The sequence below is a fragment of the Pseudoalteromonas sp. MMG033 genome, assembly GCF_057197785.1.
Genome location: NZ_CM170070.1, coordinates 546,486 through 566,577, shown reverse-complemented (window position 1 = coordinate 566,577; position 20,092 = coordinate 546,486). Strand labels below are relative to the sequence as shown.

Below are 20,092 nucleotides of genomic sequence, written 5' to 3'. Positions count from 1 at the left end.
AATTGCGCCATTAGTTCGAAATATTTTGATGATGATGCTAGATAAATACGCAGATTTGCTTGCACCGATATACGAGTTCTTGGGTACATGTACACCTGACAGTTGGATTGAAGAGGCTAAAAAGCCTGAAAATTTGCAACGACTTCTTGTTGACCATATGCATTGTGAATTAAAAGCGGCGCAAAGCGCAGCATTTTTAATTCGTAAATATGCTGTGGATAATGAGTCAGCTAAAACGCTATTGGGCTGGGTAAAGCCTTATGAGGATTTTGTATATCGTAAAATAGGTGATGGCACGTTTGCAGCGAGCAAAAACGAGTTAATTGGCAGCTTAACTGCAAAGCCAGAATATGCCTACAACCAAGATATATTAGACAAAATGGTGCGTCTTATTAAAGAAGAGCTGCATCACTTTGAACAAGTGCTTGAGATCATTCAGCAAAGAGGTCTACGTGTACAAAGCCTAAACGCATCTCGCTATGCTGCGGGTATGATCAAGCATGTGCGCACGTTTGAGCCTGCTGCGTTAATTGATAAGCTCATTATTGGTGCATTTATCGAAGCGAGATCGTGTGAGCGCTTTGCTAAACTTGCGCCGTTTTTAGATGATGAACTGGCGCGCTTTTATGTATCACTGCTGCGCTCTGAAGCACGTCACTACCAGGATTATATTGAGCTTGCTGAGCAAGTCGCACAGGCAACAGATCCTAAGCGCTTTGATGTGGCTGCGCGCATAGCCGAGTTTAAAGCCATTGAAAATGCGTTAATTGATACACCAGATGAAGACTTTAAATTCCACAGTGGTGTGCCTGTAGCGGCATAAAAACTTAATTAACGCCCCGCGCGTCTGCTTGGAAAGTGCTCTATTTGCCTGTGTTTTCTAGTTGATGCGCGATATGCCTTCTCGCCTTTGAATACGATGCCAAACCATAGCAATGCCGGCCAGTACAAAAACGACAAAATCTCCAAGTTTTCAAAAAAGCTATAACAGATAAATACCGTCATTAAACACAAGGCAGTTTGAGCTGTTTTAGAGTCTTGTGATTTCCATAAAAAGTAAATAAAGGTAAGTGCCATGGGCACGGCAAGGGCAATGGCACCCACTATACCTTTTACAAAAAGTAGTCCATACCAGCTATGGTGAGAGCCAATTGGCATACGCTCAACGAGTTTTGGCCCGCGCTCAACAATACCGTGACCCCAAATAGGCGCTTCTGCTTCCCAGCGCTGTACGGCTATATTGGCTAATGCTTGTCGTACTCGCGTTGAGCCTGGCCGTTGTTGTTTGACGGCTTCGTAAGAGTCCATCACCCATTGATACACAGGCTCACCGAGTAACAGTATTACGGGCACTAAAAAGCCGAGTAAAAATAAAAACCATGGCTCTTTGAATTTATCACTGAACATCACCATAGGAAAAAGCATAATAAAAATGGCAATGCCGGCACGAGATTGAGAGAGCAACAGCATGGCCCAGCACCCAGCGATGGCCCAGCGGCGAATGCGGGCGTTTTGCTCTTGCAGGCAAAATACCAGATAGATACAGGCCATAAACCCGGCAGCAGGGGCCCAAGGTGTAAAGAAGCGCCATCTACCAGCACCGGTTTCTGGGTTTATGCCGTAAAAACTCACCATGAAAAAGCTCTCACCTGGCCCGCCGATGACTTTTAACGGAGAGAGGAAAATATCACCTGGTAAGCGGCCTAAATAAAAAATAAAAGAAACAACGGCAAAGATCAGGGTTTGAATGCCGATGATGCATACAGCACGGATCACGACTTCTTTCCGAATTTGAATTAAATTCCCTATCAAAGGAAATAGCGCTAAAAGCGCCCACCCTTTCATCCAACCAATGGACGACTTTATGGTTTTCCCTATGCCTAACGACCAATTAAAATGGGCGATAATGAGCGCCAACAGCATCACCAACATGGCGATGATCCATAACCACACCATAGGGTTAACGCGGCTATGCTTTTTATCGACTTCAACGTAGAGGCGGGTGATCACCATGGCAAATAAGATCCAGCCAATCACTGAGCCGAGGACGTATAATGTGCCAGTTAAAAAGGAAGGGTAGGTCAGCACTAAGCCAGCCCAGACGACGAATTCTTCTGAGCTGACAAATTCTTTTTTCTCTCCTGGCAATGCTGACAGTAGTAGCATCCATTATCCTTTTGCTTTTGGCTTCTCAACAACAAGTGCAACGATCTCTCTGCGCTTATTAACCATTAATATAGCAAGTGATGTGAAGATCATCGCAAAAAGTGCTGCAGCAATGGCCAAGGCTTTTTTAGGACTGACTGCTTTGAAAGCCATTGAAGGTGGCGTCATAAGTTGTACAATCGGATAGGAAGCGAAGACATCGGCTTTACTTGCTTCTAAGCGCGCTGCTGCTGAGGTGAATACCGCTTCTGCTAGGTCAAACTCTCGTTGAAGGCGTTCCAGCTCTGCAGCCTCACGTGCATATATTTTAATTTTTTCGTTTAACAAAGTTTGGGCTTGATCTAGTTCAACTAATTTTGCTTCTTTGCCTTTTTTAACAGCATACGCGTTAATAAGATCTGCAAAAAGTTGCGCACGTTTTGGGTTATTCTTTAAATCTAGAGAAGTGAATATGTGCGCTGCATTTGGGCCCACCAAACCTTGCGAGCGGTTGCGAAGCGACTGTTTTGAATATTCAAAGCGAGCAAATTCTGCTTTGACTTTCGGGTGACCCTCTCCCCAACGTGAACGATATTCGCTTAACTGAGATGCACTAGAGGTAAGCTCTGATAGATAGCCACGAAACTCACTGTCAGACTGAAGTACAAATGCTTGACCTGCCATAGCAGGAGACACACCTAAATCTACGCTCAATTGGCTGACATAGTCTTCGCCTTGGCCAATTTCAGCTTGGATCATCACCATTTTTTCTCTAATTGAAGACAAAGTAGCTGTTTCTCTTTGCAACTGCTCAGCAGACACAATGAGTGAGCGCTGTTGAAAATCAATAATATTATTACGCGTTAGGTTTAGACGCTCACGGTATTGGTCTAAAACAGCTTTGATGCTTTCGTCACGACGTTTAACCTCATCTGCACGCAAATGGTCAAGTTGTGCTTGTAGTGCGTCGTAGATAGCCCATGCTTTGTTTTGTGCAATTTGTGGTGAGCCGCCGGTTGTTTCTACATTCAAAATAGAGGTTTGCTCGGTTAAGCGTACTTTTGGACTGCCAAACTCGCGACCTGTTAGATTCATTGTTTTAGCTGCGCTGTCGAGCAGGTTACGACTCATGATCATCTCTTTGTAGTTAACGCGCGGGTTATAGCCTTTACCGAATGGCGCACTGGTCGACGAGACAACTTGACCTACTTCGTCGATATTAACTTGGCTGTTAGCACCTGTACCTGGTAGCACAATGTCAAAATCACTTTTGAATGTGGGGGCTTTTTGCAAATAGGCAATCACCAATAAAGTAATGACAATATAGCTAATCGCACATGCAGCTAAGTATGGTCTGCGCAGCCAACGATAAATCGTTGCTCTAAAGCGGCTGTATGGCGTTGTGACTTGAAGTGCTGTACCCATGATACACCTCCTAAAACACCTTGAATGGTGCGACTAAGTCTAAAACTGTTTGCGCCACGTCTCTTAAATTTGTGATATCAGAGTCGTAACAGGCGATAGCGTCATTTGGCATTACGTATGGATTGATTTTATCTCTATAAGGCATACGTATAAGTTGCTCGATTGAACGCTCTATAACTTGTGTCTGTTTTGTAATTGGGTGAGTGCTGACTAACACCACGCGACGAGGTGCGTTGGTATAGGATTTGCCACCCACACAGTTTGCAGAGACTGCGGCTTGCAATAAACGCGTACCATAAGGCAGGCTACTTGAAAAACGACCGATGGCTGCGTTTGAATTACTCTCTGCAGAATCTATCAAGTTGGACATAAAGACTCGAAAGCCCTTTGGTGTGATCTGCGACGGTCTAACCAAGTGAGGTTGAAAACAGCCTGTGCTTGGCACGATGACTTGGTCACCGGCTATCAATGCGTAATCAGTTACCGGCTCGCCGGTTAAAATGCCCGTAAGGTCTACTTCTACCTGCCAACCTGAACGAATTAAAATCACTTGGTCGAGCTTCGCATCAGGGCGAATACCAGATGCGGTTCTGACCGCTTCAGACAATAAACGCTTTTTACTTTGGTCGCCAGAAGCTGCAAGACGCTCTTGCTGTACTTGCGATGGGATCGTTGCATTAATTGTCACACGACCTGGCTCAAACACCGCGCCAGATACCGGCACTTCTATGGATGCTAAGTTCAGCACTTTAATATTTACATCAAGTGTATGCGCTTTGAATATATTCGCTCTGATCAATGCCAGTTCAATGCGCTCACTTAAATGTTTGGTGGTCAAACCCGCTGCAAAAATAGGTTCAATCACAGGCATTTCCAGTAGGCCAGAGCTATCAAGTATATAGCGGCCATTAAAACCTTCACCAAACTCCATATTTATATCGATCAAGTCGCCCGGGCTCAGTGGTAAAGAATTTGCATCTCTTCCACCAAGTACAGGTACGGGCGCTTGGTTGTTTGGGTGCGTAACAATTGCTTTGTCAACGCGGTACTGTTTTGAAATGGCAAATTCGTTCGCGCCTGAGCAATCTAAACCAGCTGCGAATACTGTGCCGGGCTCTGCTGGGTTAATCACTGTGCCTTGTGCATCAGGGTGGCCATAAAAACGGTCGTCGTTATCTTCTAACTCTACTGTTCCGTCAATATGTGCACAGCCAGCAGTCAGCGCGATATTGCACACAAGTGCTAATATACTGAGCTTTGTTGTGATGCTGGTGACTGTCATAGTCTATTCCTTAATGAAAGATACTGTCTTAAATAAAGCATTAATTAGGCCAGTTGTCGAAATCATTAAAAAACATAGGGTTGCAATGTTATTTTGCGGTTTTTATATTGGCTTTTTGCAATTTGCATCGAGTGGCGTTTGCAAAATAGAAAAACCAGCCTTTGCTGGTTTTTTTATTTAAGGGTATTGAATGTGATAAGTAAACATTAATGCGACTTTTGAATGTATGAAACACCGCGCATCGCAGCGTTCTCTATGGTGTTATAAATACAGGCAGGTAATGTACTTAAATACGTACAAGCCCAAGTTGCTAGGGTGCGTTTTGGTTCTTCTTTCAAAATACGCCAGTTAGTTTTAAGTGCTTGGTGCATCAACTTAATTGCCTGAGTGCTGTTTCTTGACTGAATCGCACGGCGGCATAAATAACGTAGCTGATAAGCTTTTGCCAGTGAGGCATATTGATTGAAGAAGGCTTCATGGCCGATACGGTTTTGGTCAACAGCATACTGCCAGCTTGTAAATTGCTTATGCAAATTAGATGATAAGCCTGATGCGTTGACGCGATAATAAGTCAGTGGCTGCGCAATACCTTCAAATTCAAAATCAGTATCTAGCGCCATTCTTAACCACATCTCGATGTCTTCAGACTGACGCAGTTCTTCATCAAAGTATTGTGTCCATGCACGCATACCATCTTGAAAGGCCACTGCATCAAATACCGCTTTTTTGATAACAGGCGCTGAACCATTACCAACCGGGTTGCGGCAAAAAATTTGTTTTGTGGTGATGCCTGTTAAAGCGGGAAATTGGCCAATGCCAAGAGGCGCACCGTCTTCATCCACAAACAAAGATGGGCAGTAGCTCACACCTACTTTAGGGTTGCTATCTAAGTGTGCGACATGTAATTCTAGTTTTTTTGCTGACCAAAAATCGTCGGCGTCCAGTAGGGCAATGTATTTACCTTTCGCTGCTCGAATTCCTGTGTTTCTAGCACCCGACAGGCCACGATTAAGTTGCTGAATAACTTGAATACGTGAGTCATCAAACTGTGCGACTTTAGCCAGAGTATCGTCACTACAGCCATCATCAACACATAAAATTTCAAAGTCTTGATAAGTTTGCTTCAGTACCGAACCGATGCTTTGCTCAATATATTTACCTACATTGTACATAGGAATAACGACGCTAACTGTTGGGTTGATTAAAGTAGTCATAGCAAGCTCCTTAGGCGGCTTTGATGGCGCTGAATTTGACAAGAAGTACATTGATGGCAGGGAATACTAGCCACAATATGCTGCTCAAAAGTAAAACTAGGGCAAATGTGTCTGGCTGCTGGGGTGCGATAGCCAATACACCGATGATGGATACGATAAGGCAGAATGCACATTGTTGTGTTTCTAACTTAAATAGGCCTTTACTGCGTAGCATGGCACTGTAGGTGTCTGACCATACTGTTGTGATTGCAATCAGGCACAATAAACTGGTTGTTGTAAAACTTGCCTGCCAATCTGCTGAGAAAAGAAACGGTACATAGACTGGTACCAAAATAGATTGGCATACAAAAATGGCAGATACCGCAGCGGTAACCAACATGATTTTTTGATTTAGGTTGCCTGTTTGCGCATTTTTTTGTTGCTGGCAAACATATGGGTATAGTGCGGTGATATAAGCTTGGCTGATTGACATGGCAAGGCCAATGCCCGCACTTTTTGCAAAGCTATAAAGGCCAAACAGTTCAGGTGAGAGTAACCTTGCACCAATGAAGATGTCCATGTTCATACGCAGTGAGCGCAGACCTTCAGCAGCAGCGAGTTGCGTAGAAGAACCAAGTAAATAAAAAAAGGTATCGCGCTTGAAGCCTATTTTATGAGGTAGAGTGTCAACCAGTGAAAAAACACCAAGCCATAGCAGTGCAAATGCCCATTTTGCGTAAACAATCGATAACAAGCCCGCATCAAAATACAGCGCAACGGCAATGGTGATGTTCTCTAAGATGATGCAACAACTGCTGATCATGCTAAACAGTGCCATACGGTTGTCGCGTTGGACTAAAAACGCACGGGTGCTGACTATTGGAAATACCAAATAAGTAAATGCCATTAACGCCACTAAGGTGGTGATGTCATGTTCTGGAAAAAGCCATTGGGTTGCATACGCTGCAAACAGTTGCACGATAAAAAGCGCAATGCACAGTAACCACTGTATGCACAAACCATTTGATAGATAATCAGGTAATTCACTGTCTTTTGCGCGAATGATTTGCGCGCCGGTGCCAGAGCGTAACAGTAAACGAATGACCTCATGAATGCTCAAAGCTAACATGGCTGCGCCATATTCTACTGGAACTAAAAATGCTGCCATTGCCATGATGCTCAGTAAGCGTGTAGCTTTAGCTACGACTTCTGCACCCACCAGCCAAGAGGTGTTACGCAGTAGGAGCTTCAGTGAATGTTTGTTTGATTGCATCCGGTTTACTCGGTTTTAAGTGATACCTGTATCAATCAATAATTACGCCAACTCTGATTTTATTTTTAACTTTATGTTATATCTATTTATTTTGTAATTTTACGCTTTATCAAATGACGCTGTACTCGCAATTTGCAATGCAGATACTTTTTAATTTGCAAAGTGCCTATTGCTGCTAAGGCTCCCATTTTTGTATTTTGCGATACAAGGTCGATGGGCTAACTTCTAATAATCCCGCGGCTTTGACTACATTGTCTTCACAGACCAATAAAGCTTGCTCAATGGCGAAGCGCTCAACCTCTGACAGTGGCACAATATTGCTGGCATCGGGCGTTGCTGTGCTCATTGATGGTGTTGCACCATTGGTAGGCATGGCATTGGCGGGTGATTTGTCTTTAGGTTTGAAAAGCTCTTCACTGGGTTTTAAATGTAATTGTTGCATCAGTGTCTCTTCACTGACCATGGGCCCGTCGGACATCACCACGGCACTGTGAATGAGGTTTTCTAGCTGCCTGACGTTACCTGGCCAGGCATAATTCAAAATGAGCTGTTCTGCGCGCTTTGAAAAACCGACAAAAAGCTTATTTTCCATTTCGCTAAATTTGTTGAGATAGAAGAGTGCAATTTGCAAAGGGTCTTCATCACGATCAGACAAGGCGGGCATATCTATCGCGATGACATTCAGTCGATAAAACAGGTCTTCACGTAGCAGCTGTTGTTCAATGGCTTCCAGTGGATTGCGGTTGGTAGCGCACACAAACCGCACATCGACCTTTTCGACCTTGCCGCTACCGACGCGTTGAAAAGTGCCCGTTTGAATGAAGCGAAGAATTTTAGCTTGAAGTGCCATATCCATTTCGCCAATTTCATCCAAAAATAGCGTGCCGCCATCTGCTAAGGTTGCTGCGCCATCGCGGTTATTGGTCGCGCCAGAGAACGCGCCTTTAATATGGCCAAATATTTCGGACTCCATCAATTCAGATGGGATCGCGGCACAGTTAATACAGACAAGCTCATTGTTGTGACGAGGACTTAAATTGTGAATGGCCTCGGCGGCCAGTTCTTTACCCGTTCCACTGGGACCGGTGATAAACACATTAGCACGGCTCGGTGCAGCCTTATCGATACATTTATATACAACTTGCATTGCTAAGGAGCCGCCAATAAAGCGTTGGAACTGAGATCTATGTTCTCTTTTATAGCGTTTTAGGCTGGCGCGCAGCATGTTGCGCTCAGCAATGAGCATTTTAGTCTGGAGTGCCTGTTCAATAGTGATCCTGAGATTATCGTTATCCCAAGGCTTTTGCATATAGCCCCAAACTTTCCCTTGGTTTATTGCGTCAATGAGCGCAGCTTGCTCGGTAAAGGCTGTCAGCATAATGCGAATGGTATCTGGGTATTGTTCGGCGATGATGGCGAGTAGTTCATTGCCTGTCATCTCAGGCATATTTTTATCAGTAACGACCACATCTATGGATTCATTCGCCAAAATCTCAAGTGCGGCAGGTCCGCCTTCAGCGGTATGAATATGATATTGATCGGAGCGCAATGCTCGGCTGAGTGAGCGCAAAATATGTGGCTCGTCATCAACTAGCAAAATATTAAGTCCTGTTATTTTATCCATTCAAGCGCTCCTTTATTAATTTTTGTTCTCTATTAAGATATAGCAGTGTAACTCTCAGAGTTCCAAAGACTTTTGTCAGAAAGTAGCGGATATTTAATATTTATCACGATGCGACAAATATAACCGCAACAAGCATAGACAAAGATTCTGACTAACGTATAAAGATCTGATAATTTTGTTGTGACAGGGCGAGGGGGCGTGTGAAAGAGATGGAATAAAGTGCGCTCCACATAAGCAGAGCACACTTTGGCTTGGAGAGCTTACTTAAATGTATGGACTATTGTCTCGTCTGAATCGAGTGGAAACAGCACTTGGTTTGTCTCTAACATGCTATCCACGCGTACCAGCATCGTTTTTGCAGTCTGTGGTAACGTAAGGGTGTGCTGTAGTTGCCCTGATGGATTAAATCTTAGAGTGGCAACAAGCGCTTTACTGCCCATCAACTCGTCTTCAACAGATGGAACCTCGACATCAAATGAATAAATTTTAATGGTTCTTCCTGCTAATGATTCACCAAACACGTTTTCACCACTGAACTCCATTGTGACTTCATCGCTGGTTCTAAATTTAAAATCAGGCATAACATAGAGATCTGTCGAGTCTGTTGCAGCAGACTCTTTAAGCTCAGCCTGTGGCATGAAATCTTCCATGGTCACCGCCGGTTCTTGCTCCGGTGTTTGTGCCGGCTCTGTTTGCTGTGGTTCATTCGCAGCAGTGCTTGTATTTGCTGTTGCAGCAGGTTGCGTACTGGTTTGTGTCGCAGTGGGTGCTGGCGCGCTTGATTCAGAGCCGCCGCCTCCGCCTCCACAGCCTGTCATCAGAGTAGCCAATAGGGTGATGCTGAACATTGCGGTTAAGTTAGTTACTGTTTTCATGGTACGCTCCTAATTACTCTGATTCTGGCATGTAGTAGTGGGTGTCTCTATCACTGGTTTTGTACCAATCCTGTGCTTGTGCACCGCTTGATTCAACCCAGGTCTCGTAGTTAGGGTATGCCCATAGCACATCAATATATTCACGCGGGTAGTTAAACTCTTCGCTCACTGTCAGTGCCCATGGCAAGTTATCAGCCGTTCTGAAATAGCGGTTTAGGCTCGGATCTGATGAGTCATCCACCTTACCAAAGCGCGTTTGGTCGAATAAATCTGTTGGCGGATAGTCAGCCATGTGAACTTCAATGGTGCGATCTGCTGTTCTGAAGATAAAGAAGTCTAAGTCCGCGATGCTGAGTGAAGGTTGAGATGCTTCAAATGTCACATCGAGTGTAAACGGTATTGGCTCGAAGTAACTGCATTCTTTCACTGTGTTAAAGTGTGTACACTTGCCTGATTCACCGGTTTGAGTGAATAGCTGTGTATTGCTCCAAAGTTGTAACACGGCATTTGTTTGATACTCTTCAACATTCTTTTCAAACACCTGACCGTCAATTGTGACAGTGGCTTTTTCAATCAGCGCAGGTGCTGAGTCTAATATGCGAAGCGCATAGCCATTTTCATATGCGGCACCACGTGCAGTGATCCAACCATGTAAGATAAACCCGCTGACCTCGTTGTTTGCATCAAACGTTGTTTGTATGCGTTGCTTCACCACTAAATCATTTAAGTCATAGTCACCGCGCTGTGGCCAATTATCTTCATAAGCGAGTGTTGACACCCCTGTTTGTGAAGGAAAATACTGACTGTGTGAACGTCTGAAATCATTCGGAAATTCATCCTGTTCATCAGGTATGCCATCTGCGTCGCTGTCGTTGGCTTCAGGCATAACAACAAGATTGCTCGATTGAATAGCGGTGCCTGGACTACTTTGCACACTGAAAACGGCATCGTTAAAATCATTGTCACCCCAAGTACGCGGTAAGTCTTCGAAACCAATAACCACTTCTTGTTCTTGCTCATCATATAGAAGCACGCAATGCTGTCTTAAGTCTTCAGTCGGTTCAGGGTTAAGTGACGAGATTGAGTAATAGTAAGGGATCTGCCAGTTTTTCACCCCTGTGTAGTACCAAAAACCATTTGCTGCGACGAAAAAGCCGATACTGGTGCCCGCAGGGTGTGTGCCGATACTGACGCGGTGACCGTTGGTCAAATGCGGATAGCTTAAGTTAGGAAATACGATGGTTTCTTGTATTTGATCCGCTGAAGTAGGCGGGTTTTCTGGGTCGAAAGTGAAATATCCAAAAGAGTTTTTATATCCGGCGCCTTCATGAATAAAGGTAATAAAGACTTCGGCTTCTTCTACTAAGTGTATCGTAGAGCCGCTGTCACCAGTTATAAAGGCTTCGTTTACTTTTGCTTCGGGTAGTGCATTGCTGATACGTTGGAAAAAATCACTACTATACTCGTCGCGTGCGTAAATCAAGCTGTCTGGTTTACCTGTATTTTGATTATACCCACCTGGCCAAGCTTGCCCAGATTGGAACTGCCATACGTAGTTGCCATCGACCAGCTGTACAGCAACCGCGCTTGATGCCATGGTGCAAAGTGCAGCAGAAACGCACATCTTTGTGAAATAGCTCATAACGTGTAGACCTTGTTTTCGATTAAGTTGATAAGACAAGAGCAGCAACTGTGCCAGAAAATAAAGTTTATAAATTACAGTTACTTGTGTTTTTATGTGGTTTTTTAAGAGGGCGGTTTTTGCAAATTAATACGCATATTTTTTAGATTTCTTAAAATGAAAAAATATTTCTTGTGCAAACTTATGTTGAGTTTGCTTTATTTAAAAAAGGCACGAAGTCAGATTAAGGAGTGGTAAATGACAAAGAATAAAAGTGAGACTCTGGTATTTAGCGTGGCTTTAAATGGTTACCAATGGCGTTATAGCCACTGTATAAAAAGTCAAAAGCGATATGCAAAAAAAATGGGGTATGACTACGTGGTTATTACTCGGCCTCTATTTACCTCGTTAGGGGTAGAGTGCTGCTGGCTTAAGCTGTTACTTTTAAAAGCTGCGTTACAGGCGGGCTATATTAATGTGTTGTTTGTTGATGCGGATGCATTCATACAAGACGATTGCCCACAGGTTGAATCGCTGCTTGTTGCTGATAAGTTCATTTATATGGCCCACGGTTTTAGTGGCGAAATCAATTCAGGCGTGATGTTAGTGCACAATACTTCTGCTGCAGTCGCTTGGTTTGAACAAGTGCTTGGCGCGATTGAAACCCCGGTGGCCGAGTCGAAAGGAATTGGTTGGGGGGAGAATGGGCATGTCGCGCATTTTGCTAAAAGCACCGATGGATTTCAGTTGATTTCGGATAAATGGAATAACACACACTCTAAAGACATGGCGGATTATATTCGTCACTTTAATTATGGCCCTTTGAAAAATAGCTTTTTTGATAAAATGGTCCATAAAATCATTTTTAAAGTGAGTAAGTTGTTGCTTAAGTGCGACCTTAATGATGCCCAGCAACAAGGTAAAAAGCTCACCGTTGTTAACAGTAAACTGCCAGCGTTATTTAACAGAGTTCGTCGTATTTATCCGCAATTTAGTAAGTAGTAAGGAAGTATAACGAATAGTTGCTCTCATATTTTTTAAATTAAAAAACACTTTTCGTTGTGCTTTGCAAATTAAGAAATTCTATTCATAAGAAAATTGAAATTTTTAATTAAATTAATATAATTCAACACTTTAAAGTTTTTTATTTCATTTGGCACAGTCCTCGCAATTACCTCTACAACAAAGATTACGGAGGTGGTGACATGGCTGCTCAAACTAACAAACACCAGATTGCATCTACAGAAAAAACAAGTGCAACACGCAATGTAATTAGATTTACGTTTGCAATCGTTTTGATGGTCGCTTTGCTTCCTTTATATATCTTAAACATCCTACTTAGCACGCTAGTTTTAAAGGCTCCAATAAAAAGTGAAAACTGGATTGATGTCGGCGGTGACGTGGTTGAGCTATATAGCTGGCAAACAGGCCTATTCAAATCAAGTGCTAACATAATTAACGTTGCATTGGGTCAAGTTCACTTTGTGGGCACACCCATTATTCGCGGCACAACGTCAATCCCCAATGTAAAGCGGTTCAAATCACCGTGTGAAAAAGCGGGTTTGTATGATTGCTTACAGCTACATCGGGCTACAGGTTTAGTTGCAAGTGATGAGCTATCACTACTCGAAGCACAAGCGAAGCAAAACTGTATTCAAGACGCGATGATGGTGTTTAAGTTAGTTGTGTGTAAGGCGCTGTATAAAAAGGGTGGCAGAACACAAGATGACAGTCAGATGTTTGGCATACCGTTCGCGAATACCACAATGCACGATGCGATTAATTGGGTATGTCACAGTGAGCAAGTACAAACAAACTGCCGCGTCGGTTACTTCCTTAATGTGAATTCAATTAATTTAGCTGCGAGCAATAAAGCGTTACACAGCACGCTTTGCGGTAGCGATAAGAACTTTGTTGACGGCTCAGGCATGCGCATAGCGGCACAGCATTCAGGTATCGATTTAGCGGACAATGTTAACGGTACTGACATGTTACCACTGTTGTGTCAGCAGGCTGTACAAACAGAACAATCATTATTTTTGTTAGGAGCAAAAGAAGGTGTTGCTGAAAAAGCGGGCGAGGCACTACAAGAAAAATATGCAGGCTTAGACATTCGCGGCACGCATCACGGTTATTTTAACAGTGATGACGACATCATCGAGCAAGTTAATCAAAGCGGAGCGACCATTTTGCTGGTGGCTCTAGGATCACCTCGCCAGGAATTATGGCTTGCTAAAAACAAACATCGTTTAAATTGCCAGTGTGCATTGGCAGTAGGTGGTTTATTTGACTTCTTTTCTGGGGCAATTCCAAGAGCACCGCTCTGGATGCGCGAAATGGGCTTAGAGTGGGTATGGCGTTTAATGCAAGAGCCAAAAACCAAGTTCAATCGCTATGTTATTGGCAACCCAGTGTTCTTATTCCGAGTTTTCATTTTAAAACAATCTATCAGAGGGCTTTAATCATGGATATCACAACTAAAATTGCGACAAACGTGACAGCTGCATCAACTCAAACAGCAAAGAAAGTAACAAACCACCATATTGACGGTGTCCACCATGGCATTCCTGTGTGGTTCCAAAGAGCGGTTGCAGCGCTAGGATTATTAGCTATTAGCCCTCTATTATCACTATTGATGTTAGCGATTAAACTAGAGAGCAAAGGGCCTGTGGTATTTCGTCAAACCAGAGTAGGTAAATTTGGTCGTCGTTTCACTATGTACAAGTTCCGTTCAATGTATATGCAGGACGACCCGCGCTTCCAAGCGCCTGACCAGAAAGACAGTTCTAGAGAGGGCGTATGTCAGAAGTATATCCATGACCCTCGTATCACTTGTATTGGTCGTTTCATTCGTAAATATTCGATTGATGAGTTACCGCAGTTATTGAATGTTGTAAGAGGCGACATGATGTTAATCGGTCCAAGACCAGCGCTAGAGATGGAAGTTGCACAATACAAACCAGCACAACTATCACGTTTAAATTCAGAGCAGGGTTTAACAGGTCTTTGGCAAGTAACAGGCCGTGCTGATACGACATTTGAGCAGCAAGTGCAATTGGACGAGCAGTATATTGTTGAGCAGAGCATCATGAGCGATGTTAAGATTTTACTAAAAACCGTACCATGTGTAGTAGGTGCAAAAGGTGCATATTAAAATTCAATCTCTTCACTTTATCCAGCCAGTAACTTATTTACTGGCTTTTTTATTCTAAAAATTCCCGCATTTTGCATTTTCGTTCTGCAAATTCTCATAGTGAAAATACCCACCATTTATTTCGGTTTTATTTTAAGTTATTGATGATAGAGAGTTTAAAATTAAAATTTGTTTTGGCACAGCCCCTGCAATATCTAGGTATAGACACAGAGTTGAGGATTACACATGCAAAGCAAACACGACATATATGTTGTTGGTTACTACGGCATGCGCAACAGCGGAGACGATGCGCTGATGTTAGCAAGTATAGAAGGTGCAAAAAGCACATTCGGTAGTAACAACATCGCTGTTAATGCCAGCAATCAATATGGCTTAGTGAGACAGCTAGAGGTACAAGGTCAAGCGCCGATGTTGTTTAGAGGCCACCAAAGAGTAACGCATTACAAACGTGCGTTTAATGCAAAGAAAATTGTTTTTGGTGGTGGCTCGGTATTGCATTCAAGCAGAGATATTGCACAAAAGTGTCATATGGTCACTCTGTGTGGCAAACAGTCTAGCTATGCCGTTGGTGTTGGGATTGAGGATTTCAAAACAACAGCAGACGAAAAGCAGTGTGCGAAGCTTTTAAACAAATGCCACTTCACTGGTGTAAGAGATGCGAAAAGTTTCGAAATTGCGAAAGCGATTGCACCGAATGCCAATATAGCGCAGACATTTGATTTAGCACCTTCGCTGTTACATTACTTCGGCAATTCAATTCAAGCAATTGAGCGCAGAGGTGTCGCATTTAATTTCTGTCAGCAGGCAATTAACGCTTTTGGTGAAGCAGATCAGTTAAGCGAGCGTGCAAGAATCAGAAAAGCAGTGAAGTTGATGACCGCTATTTGGGAAATGACACGTGAAGACATTTACCTTGTAGATTTTAACGACCACAGCACATTAGGTGATAACAATGTGCATGAGCAAATTCTTCGCAAAATGCCAAGTTATGTACCAGTTAAACGTATTCGTTACACGGTGAATCCACTGCGCTTACTACAAACCATGGCAATGTTTAAAGCAGTGATAGGCATGAGATTACATGCAGCAGTTTATGCCTACATGATGAATACGCCGTTTATTAACTTGCAGTATCACAGCAAGTGTAAGCAATGGTCAAAGCAAATTGGTATGGCAGACATGTATCAATTTGATGCTAATGACTATGACCCACTAGAGGTCATCAATATCACAAATCAGGTTGTATCGGGTCACTGTGTAGCACCAACACTACCAGTAGAGCAAGCGGTCGCATTATCAATGAATAATTGGAGCAATGAATATGAACAGCATCAAATTCTCAGTTGTTATCCCTCTGTACAATAAGCGTGATTGCATTGAGCGTGCAATTAACAGTGTGGTTGCTCAGAGCTATGAAGCAGATGAAATCATTATCATTGATGATGGCTCTACAGATGACAGTGCAGATATTGTCACTGCTTTAAATATCAGTAACGTAAAATTAGTGAAGCAGGCAAACCAAGGTGTATCAGAAGCGCGTAATGCAGGTGCTAATATCGCCAAGAATGAGTTTATTGCTTTTTTAGATGCCGATGATACATGGTCGCCATTTTTCTTGAATCGCATTGCAGATTTAATTAATCAATATCCAAACATGGGCTTATATGCAACGCGTTACCAGAAAGTATACGGCGATAATGATTATAAAGACGCAAAAATTGCGTTGACTCAATGGGATGCTAACGGCTATGAAATGGATAACTATTTCGCGGTCGCAGCAAGTGGGGACTTACCATTTACCATGTCGAGTATCGTTGTAAGAAAGTCGACATTTGATGAGTTAGGTGGCTTCCCGCGCGGTGAGTGGATGGGAGAAGATCAGAGCTTTTATGTTAACTTTGCTTTGTACTCGCGTATTGCCTACTCTCCGTTAATTGAAAGTTTTTACTTTCAAGGCACTCAAAATAGTGCGTGTGACAAGGCACCGCCAAAAGAGTTATGTCCATTTGCAGAGCGTTTGCTGGATGATGTGAAAGCAGGGCGTATCTCACCCAAGTTAGAGCAGATGGTATTAAAGTATGTTGGCGCACATATTTGCGACTTGGCTAAACGCCATATTAAACATGGCTCTTATGATTATGCTGCACTGTTACTGTCAAACCCAGTATCTCGCACTAAACCCGTTCATTGGAGTTTTTACAAGCTGGTATCTACGCCAATGTCTATTTTCTCTAAAGCAGCATAGACTGTGACAAGGTGTTCAATATTGAGCGAGTAAAGTACTTAGGTACTTTATTCGCTAAAAGCGTGTTGTTCTAAAGATTGAGTCTGTTCTGTCACAAGTAAATATGAGCTTTGACTATACCAATCTCCGAGCACTGTTCTAGTGAACTTATCTTTATGTACTTTTGGCCTATGTGTATGGCCGTGGATCATGTGCTGTACATTGTATTTTTCAAACATCTCGGCGACTGCGTCGTCTGTCACATCTAATATGCTGGGCGCTTTGCCTTGTTGATTAAGCTTGCTTTTTGCTCTGGCATTTTTTGCTACTCTACGTCTGTACCAAAGCGGCATTGCGAGCATTAATTTTGGCCACCACCAGCCGCGACTCTTTTTTCGAAACTTTTGATACTCGACATCTTGAGTACACATTTCATCACCGTGCAAAATCAGTGTAGGTATGCCGTATAAGTCGATTACTGCTTGCTCAGGTAACAAAGTCATGCCACATAACTTGGCATACTGTTCGCCAATTAAAAAATCACGGTTGCCGTGAATAAAGTACACATTTGTACCTGTAAGGCTGATGGATTTGAGTCGTTTTGCTACTTCAATTGCAAGTGGGTCGCCTTCATCATCGCCAATCCAAACTTCAAAAAAGTCACCCAATATGTATAACGCATCTACGCTGTTGTCTATATAAGCATCTAAAAAGTTATAAAAGGCGTTGGTAATGTCTGGTCTGTGTTCGGTTAAATGAAGGTCAGAAATAAAGTAGGTCTTGCGCATGATGTCTCTTGTATAAATATGAGCGCCGCAGCGCTCATATTTTTAGTCAGTGTTATTCAGTGATGGTTGCACTTTCGATGATTACATCGTCTAGTGGCACATCCTGATGGAAGCCAGATGAACCTGTTGCAACACCTTTGATCTTGTTTACAACGTCCATGCCTTCAACAACTTCAGCAAATACGCAATAACCCCAACCTTGAGATGTTTCGCTTGAGAAGTTTAAGAAGTCATTGTCATTCACGTTAATGAAAAACTGAGCTGTTGCAGAGTGAGGATCTGGCGTACGTGCCATGGCAAGAGTACCAACCTTATTAGCAAGACCATTGTTTGCTTCATTTTGGATAGGCGCGTCAACTTCTTTCTGACTCATACCCGGCTCAAAACCACCACCTTGGATCATGAAGCCATCGATCACACGGTGAAAGATAGTGCCAGTGTAAAAGCCGCTTTCAACATATTTTTTGAAGTTTGCAACTGTAGTAGGTGCTTCTTTTTCAAATAGTGCGATTTTGATTTCGCCGAAGTTTGTTTGTAAAACAACCATAATGGGTCCTTGAATTACAATGATAAGATTAAAACGCTATTTTATAGTACATCTGCTGAACTACAAAGTGTTGAAATAACTTTGACAGTTTTGCTGTTTAAATTTTGATACCTAGATAGGGTGAAATTCGCCTTTTTACAGTGGTGACGAGCTTTTTCAAGTGATATGATGCAAAAGTTTCAAACTCGAATTTAGGAAAATCACTACATGTTGCAGATATACGACACACTGACACGTCAAAAGTCACAATTTAAACCGCTTGTTGAAGGCAAAGTCGGCATGTATGTGTGTGGTATTACAATCTATGATTTCTGTCATGTAGGACATGCGCGCACATATGTATCTTTCGATGTAATCAACCGCTATTTTCGCTATTTAGGTTACGATGTCACGTATGTTCGTAATATCACGGATATAGACGATAAAATTATCAAGCGTGCTACAGAGAATAAAGAAGAGATCAACGAACTGACAGTGCGTATGACCAAAGCTATGCACGATGATTTTGAAGCGCTAAATATCTTACCTGCTGACATTGAGCCAACAGTAACGGGTCATATGGATGAAATCATCGAAATGATTGAGCGTTTAATTGCTAAAAAGCATGCTTATGTTGGAAAAAGTGGCGACGTACTATTTGATGTTTCTACATTTAAAGATTATGGCCAGCTATCCCAGCAAGACCTAGATATGCTACAAGCCGGTGCGCGTGTTGAAGTGGCTGAAGGCAAAGATGATCCACTAGACTTTGTACTTTGGAAAAAGGCCAAGCCGGGCGAGCCATCTTGGACATCTCCTTGGGGCGAAGGTCGACCTGGTTGGCATATTGAATGTAGTGCAATGAGCTCTAAGCACTTAGGTGATTTATTTGATATTCATGGTGGCGGTTCAGATCTACAGTTCCCACACCATGAAAATGAAATTGCACAGTCTTGCTGCGCAAACAATGGCTGTTACGTAAATACTTGGATCCATACAGGTATGGTACAGGTAAACAAAGAAAAAATGTCTAAATCTTTAGGCAATTTCTTTACTGTACGTGAAGTATTAAAAGCCTATGACCGCGAGACGGTACGTTATTTCTTGATCAATGGTCACTATCGTAGCCAATTAAACTACTCACAAGAAAACTTAGACCAAGCTCGTTCATCTTTAGAGCGTATCTACACGGCTCTACGCGGTGTGGAGTTGGTGGAAGTTGAGCTAAAGGGTAATGATTACGCAGAACGTTTTGAAGCTGCAATGAATGATGACTTCAATACGCCAGAAGCTTTACCTGTTATTTTTGAGTTGGCCAAAGAAGTAAACTTATTGAAAGATACTGACGTGAGAGCCGCAGGTGAGCACGCATATATCTTGGTTAAATTGGCTGAAGTATTAGGTATCGCTCAACAGACGCCGGAGAGTTTTTTACAAGGTGATCAAGATGAAGATGAAGTAGCAAAGATTGAAGCCTTGATCGAGCAGCGCAACACTGCACGTGCCAATAAAGATTGGACTGCCGCTGATGAGGCGAGAGATGCTTTAACTGCGCTGGGTGTCGTACTTGAAGACAGTGCTGGAAAAACAACTTGGCGTAAAGCATAAGCACATCTTAATGAATTACTTCAAAAGGAGCACTGCTGAGTGCTCCTTTTTTGTTTGTAGCAATACGTATAGCCAAGGTGGTTGGCGTGGTATGTTTCGTGATGCTCTATCCTGTTTTAGTACGATAACTAGTTGTATTATTCCGGTGTTTGAGCATGAGCGCGCGCGATGTTCTAGTGACTTAAGTTCTTATCTTTATATTGATATTTATAACGTATTCCTTTGTTAAGCCCCTCTTCGTTCTTAAGCGATTCTAATTTTACTATCAGAGTGAGTTAATCGCTGTATTTGCTCAGAAATATTTGCTTGGTTTTTTTATGAACAGTGGTATTTTTGAGGTATTGTGTTTTAGAC

General features: G+C 42.8%; 17 protein-coding genes. 7 read left to right on the top strand and 10 right to left on the bottom strand.

Annotated features, from left to right (window positions below):
• Nucleotides 1–34: 34 nt before the first annotated feature.
• On the top strand, nt 35–823 hold the full coding sequence (miaE, locus tag AC2CZC_RS02630; protein WP_484584833.1) for a tRNA isopentenyl-2-thiomethyl-A-37 hydroxylase MiaE: 789 nt from the start codon (nt 35–37) through the stop codon (nt 821–823).
• Nucleotides 824–831: 8 nt separating this feature from the next.
• Here miaE and AC2CZC_RS02625 read toward each other — a convergent pair whose 3' ends face one another.
• The 8 genes from AC2CZC_RS02625 to AC2CZC_RS02590 all read right to left on the bottom strand — a co-directional run bounded on the left by AC2CZC_RS02625 (nt 832) and on the right by AC2CZC_RS02590 (nt 11,459).
• Nucleotides 832–2,166: an O-antigen ligase family protein gene (locus AC2CZC_RS02625; protein WP_484583735.1), complete on the bottom strand. Its 1,335-nt coding sequence runs from the start codon at nt 2,164–2,166 to the stop codon at nt 832–834.
• Nucleotides 2,167–2,169: 3 nt separating this feature from the next.
• Nucleotides 2,170–3,570: a GumC family protein gene (locus AC2CZC_RS02620; protein ID WP_484583734.1), complete on the bottom strand. Its 1,401-nt coding sequence runs from the start codon at nt 3,568–3,570 to the stop codon at nt 2,170–2,172.
• A 10-nt stretch (nt 3,571–3,580) separates the two neighbouring features.
• The gene (locus tag AC2CZC_RS02615) at nt 3,581–4,852 is read right to left on the bottom strand and encodes a polysaccharide biosynthesis/export family protein (protein WP_484583733.1); all 1,272 of its coding nucleotides are present in this window, start codon (nt 4,850–4,852) and stop codon (nt 3,581–3,583) included.
• 206 nt (nt 4,853–5,058) lie between these two features.
• Nucleotides 5,059–6,066 carry a glycosyltransferase family 2 protein gene (locus AC2CZC_RS02610; RefSeq protein ID WP_484583732.1) on the bottom strand — a complete coding sequence of 336 codons (1,008 nt, stop codon included), beginning with the start codon at nt 6,064–6,066 and terminating at the stop codon, nt 5,059–5,061.
• Nucleotides 6,067–6,076: 10 nt separating this feature from the next.
• Complete coding sequence (locus tag AC2CZC_RS02605) at nt 6,077–7,318, bottom strand: oligosaccharide flippase family protein (RefSeq protein WP_484583731.1); 1,242 nt, start codon at nt 7,316–7,318, stop codon at nt 6,077–6,079.
• A 175-nt stretch (nt 7,319–7,493) separates the two neighbouring features.
• Nucleotides 7,494–8,942, bottom strand: a complete 1,449-nt coding sequence (locus tag AC2CZC_RS02600; protein ID WP_211036904.1) for a sigma-54-dependent transcriptional regulator — start codon at nt 8,940–8,942, stop codon at nt 7,494–7,496.
• Nucleotides 8,943–9,202: 260 nt separating this feature from the next.
• Nucleotides 9,203–9,817, bottom strand: coding sequence for a hypothetical protein (locus tag AC2CZC_RS02595; RefSeq protein ID WP_211036905.1), 615 nt, complete (start codon nt 9,815–9,817; stop codon nt 9,203–9,205).
• Between the two features lie 13 nt (nt 9,818–9,830).
• A complete protein-coding gene (locus AC2CZC_RS02590; RefSeq protein WP_484583730.1) occupies nt 9,831–11,459 on the bottom strand; it encodes an LruC domain-containing protein in 1,629 nt (542 codons plus the stop codon).
• A 237-nt stretch (nt 11,460–11,696) separates the two neighbouring features.
• Between AC2CZC_RS02590 and AC2CZC_RS02585 the strand changes: the two genes are divergently transcribed.
• The 5 genes from AC2CZC_RS02585 to AC2CZC_RS02565 all read left to right on the top strand — a co-directional run bounded on the left by AC2CZC_RS02585 (nt 11,697) and on the right by AC2CZC_RS02565 (nt 16,837).
• On the top strand, nt 11,697–12,440 hold the full coding sequence (locus tag AC2CZC_RS02585; protein ID WP_484583729.1) for a hypothetical protein: 744 nt from the start codon (nt 11,697–11,699) through the stop codon (nt 12,438–12,440).
• 203 nt (nt 12,441–12,643) lie between these two features.
• Nucleotides 12,644–13,900 (top strand): WecB/TagA/CpsF family glycosyltransferase, encoded by a 1,257-nt coding sequence (locus AC2CZC_RS02580; RefSeq protein WP_484583728.1) that lies wholly within the window; start codon nt 12,644–12,646, stop codon nt 13,898–13,900.
• Between the two features lie 2 nt (nt 13,901–13,902).
• A complete protein-coding gene (locus AC2CZC_RS02575) occupies nt 13,903–14,592 on the top strand; it encodes a sugar transferase (RefSeq protein WP_484583727.1) in 690 nt (229 codons plus the stop codon).
• Between the two features lie 225 nt (nt 14,593–14,817).
• Nucleotides 14,818–15,957 carry a polysaccharide pyruvyl transferase family protein gene (locus AC2CZC_RS02570; RefSeq protein ID WP_484583726.1) on the top strand — a complete coding sequence of 380 codons (1,140 nt, stop codon included), beginning with the start codon at nt 14,818–14,820 and terminating at the stop codon, nt 15,955–15,957.
• The gene (locus tag AC2CZC_RS02565; RefSeq protein ID WP_484583725.1) at nt 15,914–16,837 is read left to right on the top strand and encodes a glycosyltransferase family 2 protein; all 924 of its coding nucleotides are present in this window, start codon (nt 15,914–15,916) and stop codon (nt 16,835–16,837) included. The genes AC2CZC_RS02570 and AC2CZC_RS02565 overlap by 44 nt, the downstream gene beginning before the upstream one ends.
• A 47-nt stretch (nt 16,838–16,884) precedes the next feature.
• On the opposite strand, the gene AC2CZC_RS02560 is transcribed toward AC2CZC_RS02565, so the two are convergent.
• Both AC2CZC_RS02560 and AC2CZC_RS02555 read right to left on the bottom strand, forming a co-directional pair.
• Entirely contained in the window at nt 16,885–17,604 is a 720-nt protein-coding gene (locus AC2CZC_RS02560; protein WP_484583724.1) for a UDP-2,3-diacylglucosamine diphosphatase, read from the bottom strand.
• A gap of 52 nt (nt 17,605–17,656) precedes the next feature.
• Complete coding sequence (locus AC2CZC_RS02555; protein ID WP_284020292.1) at nt 17,657–18,151, bottom strand: peptidylprolyl isomerase; 495 nt, start codon at nt 18,149–18,151, stop codon at nt 17,657–17,659.
• Nucleotides 18,152–18,358: 207 nt separating this feature from the next.
• Between AC2CZC_RS02555 and cysS the strand changes: the two genes are divergently transcribed.
• Nucleotides 18,359–19,738, top strand: a complete 1,380-nt coding sequence (cysS, locus tag AC2CZC_RS02550; protein WP_484583723.1) for a cysteine--tRNA ligase — start codon at nt 18,359–18,361, stop codon at nt 19,736–19,738.
• The last annotated feature ends 354 nt before the right edge of the window (nt 19,739–20,092 follow it).